A 15,591-nucleotide genomic window follows, 5' to 3' on the forward strand; every position below is an offset into this window, starting at 1 on the left:
AATGTGTGGAATTAATGGTTTTATTTCTTTAAAAAAAGATAGTGCATCTCAGTTAAGAAATGATATTACAATCATGAATGATATGATTATACATCGTGGACCAGATGATGATGGGGAGTTTGTGTATGAAGGTTCTGATTTTTCTGTCTTTATGGGAATGAGAAGGCTTTCTATAATTGATTTAAATTCAGGTAAACAACCTATATCTTCTGATGATAAAAATATCGTAATTGTTTTTAATGGAGAGATATATAATTATAGAGAATTAAGAGAAGATTTGATAAAACAAGGAGTCACTTTTAGTACTAATAGTGATACAGAGGTTATTTTAAAACTATATGAAACACAGGGTACTGATTCGTTTAAGAAATTAGATGGAATGTATGGATTTAGTATCTATGATAAAACTAAAAATAAGATATTCATTGCTCGTGATTTTTTTGGAGAAAAACCATTGTATTATACCAAGCAAGAAGATAAATTTATTTGGGGCTCAGAACTAAAATCAATTCTTAAATTAATTAAAACTGTTCCGGGTATAGATAAGACAGGATTAAATTTATTTTTTAGACTGACGTATATTCCTGCTCCCTATACAATTTATGAGAATATACATAAGTTAGAAGCAAATCATTTTTTGACATATGATCTAAGTACTAAATCATATGAAATTGAAATTATAGATAAACCTGTAAAAAAGGAAAAGCAGAAAGTTTCTTTTGATAAAGCAAAATCTAAAGTAAAAGAGTTAGTTCAGGAAACGGTAGAAAGTCGTTCTGTTTCTGATGTTCCAATTGGGACATTTCTCTCTGGGGGAGTAGACTCATCAGTAGTTTCAGTATGCTTATCAAAAATGACTTCTTCTAAAATAAATACCTTTTCTATAGGTTTTGATAAAAAATCATATGATGAGTCAGATAAATCAAGAACTGTTGCTAAATTAATTAATAGTAATCATCATGAGTTTATTCTTAATGAAAAGGATCTTGAAAAAAATGTTAATGAAGTTCTATTAAACTTTGATGAACCGTTTTCAGATTCATCATCATTACCTAGCTATTTAGTAGCAAATAAAACAAGTGAAAAGGTAAAAGTAGCATTGACAGGAGATGGAGGGGATGAAGTCTTTGGAGGGTATAATAAATATTATATGGGTAAAATTAACCATAAGTATACTAATGTAATTCCAGAAACTGTTCATCGGTATTTATCAAAATCTATAGATTTTATGATGAATACTAAAAGCGATAAAAGAGGTAAAAGGTTTAAGATGAGAAGACTCTTAAGAGCTATTGATTATTCAGATAATTATTATTGGGATATTATATCTCTTGGTTTTGCTTCTGATACATTATCGATGTATCTACTACCAGAATATATAGAAACATCACTTTTTGATTATTATAAAGAAAAGACAGCTATTAGTTCTCCTAAAAATTTAACAGAGTATAGAAGAATTGATAGACAAATAAGTTTAGAAGGAGATATGTTGGTTAAAGTAGATCGAACTAGTATGCTAACTTCATTAGAATGTAGAGCTCCTTTTCTAAATAAAAAATTATGGAGTTATACAGATAGTTTACCCGAAGATTTTTTAATGAAAGGGTGGAATAAAAAATATATATTAAAAGAAGCTTTTGCTGACGAATTTCCTAAAGGTTTTTTAAATAAATCCAAAGCTGGTTTTGGAGTACCAATTGGAGATTGGTTACGTTCTTCTTTGCGTATAGATTTAGAACGATATATAGAAAAAGATTTTTTGAAAACACAAAATATATTTAATGTCGAAGCTGTTTCTAAATTAGTAACAGAACATTTAAATGGAAAAGATAATACTTTTATGGTTTGGTCTTTTTTCTGCTTTCAGAAATGGTATATGAGAAATTATCATGATTAAAATAATTTAAACTAGATAAATCTATATTGAATTATAAAAATGATACTTTATTTAGGCGTATTGTTTACAAAAAAAAATCTGAGGAGTAATTTACTCCTCAGATTTTTTTTGAATTATAAAAAGATTAAGAAATTATAACTATGTAATACTCTTTTTTATTGTGCATTGACACTGTTTCCGGCTTGTATATCTGTAACATTTACTAATACTCCTTTATCATCTTTATTGGCATTAAATGTAGCATTTTGCCCTCTATAATGAATAAACGAATAGTTGTTATCCCATTTATTAACAATGTTTCCTGTTACTGATACTCCGTTATGACCTTCAATATTAATAACTGCAGAATTAAAAGTATTGTTACTTATTTTAATAACCTTATTTGTAGAGGTTGTTCCTCTTCCTACTATTCCTCGACCTCTATTAGTATTATTTATGGTATTACCAATGATATAAATTTCATTAGATTCATTACCATTTATTTCGATAGGAGAGTTAGATAGATTGAATATATTTTTATTTTCTATTTTTATATTATACGATTTATCTATTCTAACACCATTGTTAAACGTATTACCTATAAAACGAGCTCCTTTTGTTCCTTGCATAATACCAAATCTTCCTGATTTAATCGTATTGCTTTTAAAAGTAAACGTTTCGTTACCAGTATTTACACCTGTAAAAAGGAATGGTCTGTCATCAACATCGATATTATTGTTCTCAATCATTACATTTTCTACTTTTATAAGTCCATTAATACCATCACCATCTATACCAGTACTTGTTATCGTATTTCCAGAAACTGTAGAGTCTTTAATATCATATAATTGAATTCCTACACCACAATTTTTAATTATGTTATTTAATATTTTAACGGCTTGATTTGTAGCTCTAATCCCTGGAGTGCTATTGATAATAGTATTTCCAGAAACTTCTATATTTCTTACGCCAGTAACACCATCAATACCAGCAATAACACCTCCTAGAGATGGATTATCTTTAATTTTAACATTAAAAGCAGTATTAACAGCTGTTCGTTTTTCAAAAGTATTTCCAGAAACCAAAATATCATCACCTGCAGCAACAACTAAGGCGCCACCAATACTTCCTGTTTCTGTACAATTTAGTATTTTAACGGTCTTTACAAGTTGTAAAGGTCTATTATAATCTTGTACATCTGGTTCAATATCTATAGAATATCTAGGAGCAGTACCTTTAGAATTTGGGGTATCTACACCTGCATTTTTAAATGTACAACGATCTACTGTAATATCTACTCCATCAGTAATTGCCATGTTATTTCTTCTATTAGAATCAAATACGCAATCTTTAACATAAACCTTTCTAGTTGGAATGTATTTTGGATCATATGCATTTCTATAACTCTCTATATCTAATCCATCAGAGCCAGCATATCCCATATAAACACCTTCAATATGTACATTAATTCCTGTTTTTACAACCATTAAATTTCCTGAGATATTGAAAGGTCCTGTATGCTCATCTCTTTCTCCATGTAGAAACCCGTTTTTAACAGTTACATTCTCAGAATTAGATATCATAATAAGTATGGTCGAATAGTCTGAAGGAGAAGGAAAAGCTCTTAAATGCGTTTCTTTTGTCATTGTTAATTCAAAATCAGATGGTAATTTCATTGCATAAGCCCATTTATCAGGACCATGAAAAAAAGCATCTAATTTATTAATATTAAACAATGTTTTATCAAAAGATTTTGTAAGAGATTTAACTACATCAATAGCATGTTGTATAGCTAGTCTATTTTCTTCAGCTGTTTTTTGAGGAACCTTACCTTCTACAATTCCCCATCTAGAGGCATAGAATTTAAATGTAGGTTCTTTAAGTTGTACATCTCCTTCAATCTTAAGTTTAGAACTTAAAAGCCTTCCATCAATACTTCCACCAGAAAATATTAATTTACCATCGCCAATAATATCTCCACCTTTAAATTCGAATTTTACATCAGGAGGAAGTGTAATCGTCTTACCATTTAGATCTAATACACAATCTAATATAATTGTAGAATTAGCAACAGTTTTAGATAAATCAATAGTACAAGGAGTAGTTGCAGTATTTTCTGGTTCATCAGGGACAACAACATCTTCTTCCTTATCAGGATCAGGTTTTTCTACTTGAGGTTTTGGAGCAGGGTCATTTATACTTTCATCACTACAAGAAAAAATAATAAAAGTAAAAAACAATAAATACAATAAATTTTTCATTGGGGGGTTATTTATACTTGGTTAATTGATTAATTTTTCTTCTAACGATAAAAAAAAGAATTAATTGTGTATTTTCTTGATTTTGAATGTTAATTTTTTTATTAATTTTAAAATTGACTTTTTTTTATACCTAGTCCTTACTATTTATATTGTTTTACCATAAAAACAAATATTTTGATGATTCTTCGTTTTTTTTATTGTATTTATAATTTACAAAAAGAAACCTTTATTTTTTGATTTTCGAATACAGTCATATGATTATATTTGTTCAGGAAAATATTTAAAATAATTATATTTTTAATCTTGGGATGAGATGCAAAAAATAATAAGAGTTACTACAGTGCCAATATCATTAGGCAAATTATTACAAGGGCAATTAAAATTTATGTCTCAATATTATGAGGTAATTGGTATAGCTAGTAACGGAAAAGATCAACTTAGTATGGTTTCTGAAGCTGAAGGAATCAAAGTACTTCCTGTAGAAATGACTCGTAAAATAACTCCATTTCAGGATCTAAAAGCAGTATATCTTTTATATAAAATTTTTAGAAAAGAAAAACCGCAAATAGTCCATAGTCATACTCCAAAAGCAGGTACATTGTCTATGATAGCTGCAAAACTGGCAGGAGTTCCTCATCGTTTACATACTATAGCAGGATTACCATTGCTTGAAGCTACAGGTGCAAAAAGAAAACTATTAGATGTAGTAGAAAAAATAACGTATAGTTGTGCCACAAAAATTTATCCAAATTCATTTGGTCTTAATACTATTATTATAGAAAATAAATATACAACTCCTAAAAAACTAAAAGTTATTGGAGAAGGTAGTTCTAATGGTATAGATACAACATATTTTAACCCTGAATTATATACAGAAAAAAATAATAAAGAACTTAGAGAGCAATTAGGAATTAAAGAATCAGATCTTGTTTTTGTATATGCAGGAAGATTTGTTACAGATAAAGGGATTAATGAATTAATTAAAGCTTTTAAAGAAGTAGATACTACTTATGATAATGTTAAACTACTGTTGTTAGGTACTTATGAGAAAGAACTAGATCCTATATCAGAAGATTCAGAAAATGAGATAAATACAAATCCTAATATCATTTCTGTAGGTTGGCAAGAAGACGTAAGACCATATTTTGCAATATCGGATGTGCTAACATTTCCTAGTTATAGAGAAGGATTTCCTAATGTAGTAATGCAAGCTGCATCTATGGGCTTAGCTAGTATTGTAACTAATATAAATGGTTGTAATGAAATTATATCAGATACTATTAATGGTATAATTATACCTGTTAAAGATTCGAAAACACTGTGCAAAAGTATGAAAATGATGATTGAGAACGGAACTAAGAGGAATAGTATGGCTACTAAGGCTAGAGACTCTATTACAAGTAGATATGAGCGGCAATATATCTGGGAAGAATTATTAAAAGAATATAGACTTTTGATAGGAGAGTAATAAATAATCCGATTTTTTAGTTATGAAAACAAAGCTATTTTTATTACATAAAAGACTTTTGGTAATTTTACAAGATGATAATAGAAAAGGTTTTTTTCAAATTATAAAAGAAGCTATTATTTTTTGGATAGCGAAAAAAGAATTCCCCTATTTTTATTTTGGAAAATTTCTATATCGAAAAAATGTAAAAAATTACACGGAGTATCTAAGTAGTAAAGAAGTAGATAAAATAACATTATCAAAAAACCTTCATCATTTTCAATATTCATCATTATTAAGAAATAAGTTGGCATTTGCGTTTTATATGGAAAAAAATGCGATGCCTGTTCCTCCTCTTATAAGTTATAATTTAGGCAATACATTCTTTTATGAATCTCAGATGTATACAATTATAGATAATGAAAGTTTATATGATTTTTTTAATACGGTATTCATTAATACAGGTAAGAAATCTTTATTTATTAAATCGATTACAGAAATGGGAGGTACAGGAGTATATCTGATCACCCAACAAAACTTAAAAAAAGAAATCGACTCTTGTGGAGCGTATATTTTAGCTAATGATTGTATTCATCAAGAAGTTGTAATACAGAATGATGTAGTGAATAAAATATATAAGCATAGTGTAAATACGATTCGATTTGATACTTATATAGACAAGAATGCAAATATTCATATCTTATCGGCATTCATGAGATTTGGAGGAGGAGGTAATGTTATTGATAATGGTAGTTCAGGAGGACTTTATGTATCTGTAGATCTAGAAAAAGGTACCCTTATAGGTAAAAGTCATCAATTAATGAAATATGGAGGGCGTCAATTAGAAGCGCACCCAGATACAGATGTAGTGTTTCATAATTTCGAAATTCCATATTTTAAAGAATCTTGTGAATTAATAAAGAAAGCGGTTGCTTATATTCCTGATCGTATTATAGGATGGGATATTGCGATTAGTACTAATGGACCTGTAATTATAGAAGGAAATGATAATAACTCTTTCATAACCCCTGATATTGCTTATGGCGGTTATTTGAAACACCCTATGTTTAAAGAAATTATTGAAGAAGCTTGATAAAGCAAATGAAAAATAATATAAAAATATCAGAGATGTTGAGACATAAAGCTTTCTGGTTTATGGATGCAATAACAGGGGCAAAAAAGAGAAAGCATTATGATGAAATTAAATTTATAATTGATAACCCAACCTCTTTAGAAGCTATAGAATCCAAGAAAGCTCATCTTTATAAAATATTAAAACATGCAGTAGAAACAGTAGGGTATTATAAAGAAAATGAAAGCTATAAAACCTTAGAAGATTTCCCTATAGTAAATAAAAATATAATTAGAAGTAGTTTTGAGGATTTTCAGTCAAAAAAATATTTAGAATTACCCAAATCTATAGTCAGTACAAGTGGTTCTACAGGAACACCTTTTAAAGTATACCAAGATAACAGAAAAAAAATAAGAAATATTGCAGATAATATAGTCTTTTCTGAAAAAGTAGGTTTTAAAATAGGATATCGCCTTACATATTTTAGATTATGGAACGCTTTTGAAAAAAAAGGAATACTTACACGATGGATTCAGAATATAGTACCTATTGATGTTTTTGATTTAAAGAAGAAAACAGTTATGGATACCATAATAAGTAATTTAACTAAGAGTACATCATCTAATAGTTGGTTAGGATATGCTTCTGCTTACCAAGAAATATGCAAATATTTAGATCAAAAAAAAGCATTACCAATAGCTAATAATCTAAAATCAATAATTGCTATATCAGAAAAGTTAAATGATTATACAAAACAAGCAATATATACGTATTTTGGGATTAAAGTAATATCAAGATATTCTAATGTAGAAAATGGGATAATTGCACAGCAGTTTTTAGGAGAACAAGAATATTTTGAGATAAATGAAGCTAGTTATGTTGTAGAAGTTTTAGAATTTGATTCAGATAAGAAAGTAAAAGATGGAGAATCTGGTAGAATTGTGATAACAGACCTCTTTAACTATGCTATGCCAATGATTAGATATGATACAGGAGATGTAGGAGTTATAGGAAATAAAGATTCAAAAGTTATTTTAACTAATATAACAGGAAGAAAGATAGATTTGATTTATGATACAACAGGCGAAATTATATCTGTAAACTTAGTCTTAATCGTCAATAAATACCCAGAATTAAAACAAGCCCAATTGATTCAAAAATCATCAAAAGGGTATCATTTTAAATTAAATGCCGAAAAAGAGTTCATTCGTCAAGAAGAATTTCTTAATGAATTTAAAAAGTATTTAGGAAAAGATGCTAAAATTACTGTAGAGTATGTTGACGAAATTCCTTTACTTGCATCAGGTAAAAGAAGAGTTATGGTTAATGAAATGAAAAACGTATAATCTTACTAAGAAGTGTATAAAAGTTTTACTAAAAGGATTCTGGATTTTTGTTTAGCGTTAGTTTTGTTGATCTGTATCTCTCCAATATTTATATTATTACTTATTTTTCTTGCAATAGCGAATCAAGGAAAACCATTTTTTGTTCAAAAAAGACCTGGTAAAAATGAAAAGATTTTTCGTATTATAAAGTTCAAAACCATGAACGATAAATGTGATGCTAAAGGGCAATTATTACCAGATAAAGATAGATTAACTGTAGTGGGTAGTTTGGTAAGAAAAACTTCGTTAGATGAAATCCCTCAATTAATTAATGTTATACGAGGTGAGATGAGTTTCATTGGACCACGCCCTTTGCTTATACGGTATTTACCATATTATGAAGGAGAAGAAAAAATAAGGCATTCTGTGAGACCAGGTATTACAGGTTTAGCACAGGTATCGGGGAGAAATATGCTTAACTGGGATGATAGACTAGCTATAGATATAGAGTATGTTAAAAATCTTTCGTTTAGATTAGATTTTGTCATTATTATAAAAACGATTAAAAATGTAATTACTTCTAAGGATGTTGTAGTAGATCCTAATTCAGTAATATTAGATTTAGATGAATACAGAACAAAAACTTAATTGGGCGATACTAGTAACCGGATGGGGACGTAATGCTAGAGATACGATAGAAGCCTTTGAAAAACAAAAATTAAAGAAAAGTAGAATTTCTCTCGTACTATACGAGCAAGAACCATGTGGAGCAGCAGAATTAGCTCAGCAAATAGGAATTGAAACACTTCAGTTATATAAAAAAGATTTTGATAATTTAATCTCTTATCAAAAGAGACTAATTGATGAGATTAAAAAACGAGATATAGACTATATATTTATGCTTAACTTTAAGTATGTTATTAAGGATGAAATGTTGACAGCTTTTCCGGATAGAATTATTAATATACACCCTTCTCTTTTTCCTAGTTTTTTAGGGACTAAAACAGCAATTCAGGACGCTCTAGAATACGGGGTTAAAATTACAGGAATTACAACCCACATTATTGATGATAAGTTGGATGAAGGGACTATTTTGTGTCAAGTTCCTATAGAAGTTATGGAAGAAGACACTTTTGATACCATATATCCAAAATTTGTTGAAAAAGGAGGGGAACTTATCATAAAAACAATAAAAGTTATTGAAAATAAGTGTTTTAAGGAAGTGAAAAAATAAATATATAGATACTTTATAGAACACCCTATATACTAAAAACGTACTATCATTTAGTATATAAGTCTACTGAAATAAAAACTAGCTGATTTTCTATTATAATGATTAGAAGCTGTAATTAGAGTTTTTGATACATAACGAGAGGCTAATCAATTAAGGAACTATAAATAAAGCTTCAGGTTTCTAGATATCATTTTATAGGATGTTAAATTACCCTAGATTTTCTGAGGCGTTTTTTTGTTTGGTATAATAACTCTATATAAAGAAGTTCTTTTAGTACTTTATATTGTTTTAAAATACTAAAATATTCCTGTCAATAATAGATAATCCCTTTCTTAATGTAATATTATAAAATACTTTACGACTAAACTCACACTCTTTTATTTGAAATTATTAAGAGTAATTAATTCAAGTAATACTTCATAAAATTGATGAGTTTATGGTTAGGATGTCGGAGATAACTACAAAAAAGACATGGGATAATTTTTTGAATAAAATAGGCGATTTTGATTTCTATCATACATATGATTATCATCAAATATCAAAAAGCGAAAATGATAAAGCTGTTTTATTGATATATGAACATGATGATGTGATTATAGGTTTACCTATGGTGATAAGATCAATTACAGGAACACCCTATTATGATGTAACTAGTGTATATGGATATTGTGGTCCTATTAGTAAGAATGTTACAGATAAGTTTGATAATTCAATCTTAATTAAAAATTTAACAGAATATTTTAGATCAAAAGATATTATATCAATATTTAGCCGCCTTAACCCTTATGTTAAATCACAAAGTATTGTTTTAAATGGATATGGAGAGATTGTAGTAGGAGGTAAATTGGTAAATATTGATGTAACAATAGACAAGGATATGCAACGTCAATCTTATCAGAATAGATTGAAAACCCATGTAAATAAGTCTAGAAGAAATTGTATTGTTAAAAGAGCTGAAACAAATAAGGACATCTTAGAGTTTATAGATATTTATTATGAAAGCATGAATAGAGTTAATGCAAGTTCTTATTATTACTTTAATACAGATTATTTTTTTAATCTATATAAGAGTAATAATTTTAATACAGATATTTTACTTGCTATAGAAAAAGAAAGTTCTAAGATTATAGCAGGAAGCATTTTTATAAAAACAAATAAAATTATTCAGTACCATTTATCAGGAACAAGAAGTGAATATCTACATTTAATGCCTAATAAATTACTGATAGACGAGATGCGTTTAATAGGAACAAAAGAAAATTATAAATTCTTCAACTTAGGAGGGGGATTAGGAGGAAGTAATATGGACTCATTATTTAAATTTAAATCTTCATTTTCTAAAGATATTAAAGATTTTAAACTATGGAAATTAATCATAAACCAAGAGATTTATGATCAATTATTAAAAAAAAATAGCTTAGAAAAGGTAAATGCTATTTCTTTCTTTCCATTATATAGGTATTCAGAAAAATAACGAAATAGTTTTTTTAGTTTAGACATTTTTTTCAATTTAGCATAAAACTTAACGATATAACAATAGGTTATTTTTTTAAGATTATTTTTTAAATTAATACTACTATTCTTAAAGATTAAGATTAGTTTTGTTTTAGGGAAAAAAGTCGATGAGTAAAAATTTAGAAATAATTGCCTTAACAAAGAGGGCATTAAGAGAAGGGATAAAAAACAATACTTTTTGGAAAGACGACCTCTCTCCATTACCAAAAAGTAAAGCATTGTGGTTAGTTTCTAATCCTAGAATAGAAGATGAAGATCATTGTGGTGTTATAGGATATGAAGATAAAAAGATGGTTTCTTTTATTTTTATGTTTCCAGACTTGTTAAATATAAGAAGTGGTGAACCAAAAAAAATGTATTGGATGATATCTTGGTGGGTACATCAGGAATATAAAAATACGATATTAGGAACATATATTTATAACGAAGCTGTAAACCTCGCAGACAATCAGGTTTTTATAAAATCATATGCAGAAAATGTAGCTGATTTTTATAAAAAGCAACCTTTTACCGTTATCGCATCAAGACTAAGACACACTATATTTTTTAGCATAGATGCCTCTATGCTTATTGGTAGATTTCCATTTTTAAAATCATTTAGATTTCTATTAAATAGAATAGATAGCCTTGTGTATACAATTATACGATATATCAATATAGTAAAAGGTAAAAGAAGGACAAAAGAACTGTCATATGATTATATAAATACTATAGATGAAGAAGTATGGGAGTTTATTAAACCATTATGTAAAAATGATCTTATACATAAAACAAAAGAATATGTGGATTGGCAAATAAGCAATATTCAGTATATTCAAACTCCGATTTCTAATAAACATCCATATAAATCATTGCAGACAGGTATGAGTAACAATATAGATATTCATAACCTAAAAATTCTGAAAAATAATAAAATTATAGGCTTCTTATCATATGTTGTCAATTATAATGAGTTAAATGTAAAATACTTTTTGGTAAAAGAAGATAAGGACTATCAGTTATGTGTAGATGCTTTAATAGAAAATTTTATAACAGTAAGGTCTAAATTTATTTTTACAGACGATACTAAATTGTCAGACAGTATTTCTAAAAGATATAGCACTATTTTTAGGCATAAAGTTTTGAAAAAAGGACTAGCACACAATGATACAAAATTAGATTTTGATACGTTAACTATGCTAAACAGAGATGGTCATTTCTATTAGTTGAACTTTACTTTAAAATCTACTTAAATTTAGATATCAAAAATAAGACATGTAAGGTATATTTATACGGTGTATGGAATTTATAAAAAGAATAGGGAATTCAATAGAAAAACATTTTGATCATAATGCATTATGTATCAATAACACTTTTTATACATATCGAGATTTTGCTATTGCAGTATCCAAAATAAGGACTGCTATAATAGACCGGATAGCAGACTCAGAAAAAATAATAGGTTTGGTCACAAATGATGACCTAGAAACATATGCAAGTATTATAGCACTATGGTTAGAAGGAAAAGCATATGTTCCTGTAAACCCCTCAACACCATTAGAACGAAATATAAAAATATTCGAATTAACAGAAACTAAGTATGTAATCGACTCCTCAGAGACTTCGATATATAATGATTATGAAGTTATTGTTTCTACGAATCTTACAGATACTATAATTGATTTGATACCTAAAGCATGTTTAGGAGATCAATTAGCTTATATTTTATTTACATCAGGTACTACAGGGCTTCCTAAAGGAGTTCCTATTACTTTTGATAATGTAGGGAGTTTAGTAAATGCAATCGATGCAGAACCCGAGTTTAATTTGGTAGCATCAGATAGGTGTCTTCAAATGTTTGAACTCACTTTTGATTTTTCGGTAGTTACGTACTTATTTCCGATACTATCAGGAGCCTGTATGTATACAATCCCAAAGAATGCAATTAAGTATTTTTATATTTTTAAATTAATTATAGAGCAAAAACTTACTGTACTTACAATGGTACCTTCTATAATAAATTATTTACGCCCCTATTTTTCTGAGATTAATACACCTGATGTAAGATACTGTAGTTTTGGAGGAGGCGCACTACACAATGATATCGCAAAAGAGTGGAGTGATTGTCTCCCTAATTGTAAAATATTTAATTATTACGGTCCTACAGAGTTTACTGTATATAGTGGCTTTTACCCATACCATAAAATAACGAATCAAAAAGCACACAATGGTATAATAGCCATAGGAACACCTCATAAAGATACCACATACCTTATCGTTAATGAAAAAAATGAAGAAGTATCAGTAGATACAACAGGAGAGTTGTGTCTTTCTGGTCCTCAAATGACTTCTGGATATTGGAAAAATGAAAAACGAAATTCTCAAAGTTTCTTTACTAGATCAGAAAATGGTAAAGAAGTAAAATATTATAAAACAGGGGACCTTTGTTTTAAAGATCAAGAAGGAGATTTCTTATATGTAGGAAGAGCAGATTTTCAGGTAAAAATAAGAGGATATAGAGTAGAGTTGGCAGAAATTGAGTTTCATGCTAAAACCGGAGCTGATAAAAAAAATAATATAGTAGCTCTTGATATTTATAATAATTTAGGGAATGCAGAATTAGGTTTAGTCATCGAGTCAGAAAAATTTGATGTAGAGCAGTTATTTGATTATATGAAAAAGAAAATGCCTAATTATATGATTCCTACGCATGTTCGATTTGTTAAAGAATTTCCACATAGTATAAATGGAAAAATAGATAGAAAAGAATTAAGAAAATATTTTCAACACAAATAAGATAATCATAATGAATAAAGAAGAGATTTTACTAAAAGTAGAAGAAGCTTTTGTTGTAGTATTAGAGCATAAAAATTTTAAATTAACTGATGATACTACAGCAAATGATGTAGATGGATGGGAGTCTATTACTCATATGATGATTATATCAGAAATAGAAAAAGTTTTTAATATAAAATTTAAACTGATGGATTTGATGAATATGAATAATGTAGGAGATTTAATTAAAACCATTCAATCAGAATTATAGTTACTAAAAAAAGTCATTTAGCAATGGCTTAACATAATATTTATGGTGATATCAATATTCAAAAAATCACTTTTTGTAATATTGTAATTATAAAAATCATACGATTAATCTAAGTTTTATGTAATTTGATAAGAAAATATTGGTTCTCGATACATTTTTTTGTTTGTAAACAAGAATAAACACTCGAGCTAACTTATTTTTTTAAAACTTTGATTATTAGTTTGTTTTCAAAAATTTGATGAATATTAATTGTTATGAATATTCTATAATTAAATGTTAATTAAGATATTTATGATCCCAATGTTATTTAGTGAAATAATGGGTTCTATAAAGAACAGGTCTAATTTCAATTTTCTAAAATGTTTAGTATATGAAATAGTTCTTATTGTAGCCAGTTAAACTAAAAACATGGATAGATGATTATATAAAAAATGGAAAAAATCATTGTTATAGGGGCATCTGGTCATGCTAAAGTAATTATAGAAACCATAGAATTGGTAGGGAAATATCAGATCTATGGACTGATAGATTCATATAAAGAAAAAGGAGGTCAATTATTTGATTATAATATCCTTGGAACAGAAGAAGATATTAGAAATATAGCTGCTAAAGGAATTACTAAAGGAATTATAGCAATAGGAGATAACTGGAACAGGTATCTGATGTATATGAGAATAAAAGAAATTGTTCCTGATTTTGATTTTATAACAGTAGTTCACCCATCAGTGGTAATTAGTGCTAAAACTAGTATAGGAGATGGAACAGTAATACTAGCTTCTGTAACAATTAATGCAGATGCAGAGATTGGTGATTTTTGTATTTTAAATACAGGAGTCAATTTTGGGCATGATAGTACTATAAAAAATTTTTCTAGCTTAGCGCCTGGTGTTACTATTGGAGGTAATGTACTTATAGAAGAGTGTACAGCAATTTCATTAGGAACTAATGTGATTCAAAATATTACTATAGGAAAACATACAATTATTGGAGCAGGCTCTTTGGTTGTAAATGATATAGATGATTTTAAACTAGTATATGGAGTACCTGCAAAAGTAATTAGAGAAGTAACAAAAGGAGAAAGATACTTATCTGGCGGGCTACGAGATTCGAATAAAGATCAGAATTAGCAAGAAATAGATAAATTATTTTAATATATACTTAGAGAAAACCAATTAAAAACGATTTAATTAAATAACATAAATGTATCGTAACTATATAAAAAGAATAGTAGACATCTTTTTTTCCTTTTTTGGGATTTTATTAGTATCACCAATCATAATAGTACTAATTTTAGTATTACTATTTGTAAATAGAGGTAAACCATTTTTTTTACAACAAAGACCAGGAAAGAAAAATAGGCTTTTTAAGATTATTAAATTTAAAACAATGTCTGATCTCAGGCCAGATAATAAAAATGATGTTCATAACGTTTCTCGTATAACCAAAGCAGGAGCTTTTATTAGAAAATATTCTTTAGACGAAATTTTACAACTCATTAATGTTTTAAAAGGAGATATGAGTTTAATAGGTCCAAGACCTCTTTTGGTAGACTATTTACCACTATATAATGAAGAGCAACAAATGAGACATGATGTTAGACCAGGTATAACGGGGTGGGCACAAGTAAAAGGTAGAAATGCGATATCTTGGGATCAAAAATTCGAATATGATGTGTGGTATGTAAAAAATTTAACTTTTGGTTTAGATGTTAAAATATTACTTCTAACTATAAAAAAAGTGATTCAAAAAGAAGGAGTAAATGTAGACCAAAACAAGACCATGCCAGCTTGGAAAGGAAATAATTAACCAAATAGCTAATATAGAAACTATAATTAG

Annotated in this window: 13 protein-coding genes; 12 read left to right on the forward strand and 1 reads right to left on the reverse strand. The window is 28.0% G+C overall.

What is annotated here, in order from left to right; translation table 11 throughout:
• Window position 1: 1 nt before the first annotated feature.
• Complete coding sequence (gene asnB, locus N456_RS15860) at window positions 2-1,897, forward strand: asparagine synthase (glutamine-hydrolyzing) (protein WP_062059386.1); 1,896 nt, start codon at window positions 2-4, stop codon at window positions 1,895-1,897.
• Window positions 1,898-2,052: 155 nt separating this feature from the next.
• On the opposite strand, the gene N456_RS15865 is transcribed toward asnB, so the two are convergent.
• Window positions 2,053-4,137: a right-handed parallel beta-helix repeat-containing protein gene (locus tag N456_RS15865; protein ID WP_062059388.1), complete on the reverse strand. Its 2,085-nt coding sequence runs from the start codon at window positions 4,135-4,137 to the stop codon at window positions 2,053-2,055.
• 313 nt (window positions 4,138-4,450) lie between these two features.
• Between N456_RS15865 and N456_RS15870 the strand changes: the two genes are divergently transcribed.
• The 11 genes from N456_RS15870 to N456_RS15920 all read left to right on the forward strand — a co-directional run bounded on the left by N456_RS15870 (window position 4,451) and on the right by N456_RS15920 (window position 15,561).
• Window positions 4,451-5,605: a glycosyltransferase family 4 protein gene (locus tag N456_RS15870; protein WP_062059390.1), complete on the forward strand. Its 1,155-nt coding sequence runs from the start codon at window positions 4,451-4,453 to the stop codon at window positions 5,603-5,605.
• A 22-nt stretch (window positions 5,606-5,627) separates the two neighbouring features.
• Window positions 5,628-6,677 carry a sugar-transfer associated ATP-grasp domain-containing protein gene (locus tag N456_RS15875; RefSeq protein ID WP_062059392.1) on the forward strand — a complete coding sequence of 350 codons (1,050 nt, stop codon included), beginning with the start codon at window positions 5,628-5,630 and terminating at the stop codon, window positions 6,675-6,677.
• Between the two features lie 8 nt (window positions 6,678-6,685).
• The gene (locus N456_RS15880) at window positions 6,686-8,002 is read left to right on the forward strand and encodes a phenylacetate--CoA ligase family protein (protein WP_240315544.1); all 1,317 of its coding nucleotides are present in this window, start codon (window positions 6,686-6,688) and stop codon (window positions 8,000-8,002) included.
• Window positions 8,003-8,014: 12 nt separating this feature from the next.
• Complete coding sequence (locus N456_RS15885) at window positions 8,015-8,629, forward strand: sugar transferase (protein ID WP_062059394.1); 615 nt, start codon at window positions 8,015-8,017, stop codon at window positions 8,627-8,629.
• Window positions 8,607-9,215, forward strand: coding sequence for a formyltransferase family protein (locus N456_RS15890; RefSeq protein WP_062059396.1), 609 nt, complete (start codon window positions 8,607-8,609; stop codon window positions 9,213-9,215). Before N456_RS15885 ends, N456_RS15890 begins: the two co-directional genes overlap by 23 nt.
• Window positions 9,216-9,651: 436 nt before the next feature.
• Window positions 9,652-10,689 carry a peptidoglycan bridge formation glycyltransferase FemA/FemB family protein gene (locus tag N456_RS15895; RefSeq protein WP_062059398.1) on the forward strand — a complete coding sequence of 346 codons (1,038 nt, stop codon included), beginning with the start codon at window positions 9,652-9,654 and terminating at the stop codon, window positions 10,687-10,689.
• A gap of 148 nt (window positions 10,690-10,837) precedes the next feature.
• Window positions 10,838-11,935 (forward strand): hypothetical protein, encoded by a 1,098-nt coding sequence (locus tag N456_RS15900; protein WP_062059400.1) that lies wholly within the window; start codon window positions 10,838-10,840, stop codon window positions 11,933-11,935.
• A 73-nt stretch (window positions 11,936-12,008) separates the two neighbouring features.
• Window positions 12,009-13,505: an AMP-binding protein gene (locus N456_RS15905; RefSeq protein ID WP_062059402.1), complete on the forward strand. Its 1,497-nt coding sequence runs from the start codon at window positions 12,009-12,011 to the stop codon at window positions 13,503-13,505.
• Window positions 13,506-13,515: 10 nt separating this feature from the next.
• Window positions 13,516-13,755 (forward strand): acyl carrier protein, encoded by a 240-nt coding sequence (locus N456_RS15910; protein ID WP_062059404.1) that lies wholly within the window; start codon window positions 13,516-13,518, stop codon window positions 13,753-13,755.
• A 431-nt stretch (window positions 13,756-14,186) separates the two neighbouring features.
• Window positions 14,187-14,882, forward strand: coding sequence for an acetyltransferase (locus tag N456_RS15915; protein ID WP_062059406.1), 696 nt, complete (start codon window positions 14,187-14,189; stop codon window positions 14,880-14,882).
• Between the two features lie 73 nt (window positions 14,883-14,955).
• Window positions 14,956-15,561: a sugar transferase gene (locus N456_RS15920; protein WP_062059408.1), complete on the forward strand. Its 606-nt coding sequence runs from the start codon at window positions 14,956-14,958 to the stop codon at window positions 15,559-15,561.
• Window positions 15,562-15,591: the final 30 nt, after the last annotated feature.

The organism is Aquimarina longa SW024, assembly GCF_001401755.1.
Classification (GTDB): domain Bacteria; phylum Bacteroidota; class Bacteroidia; order Flavobacteriales; family Flavobacteriaceae; genus Aquimarina; species Aquimarina longa.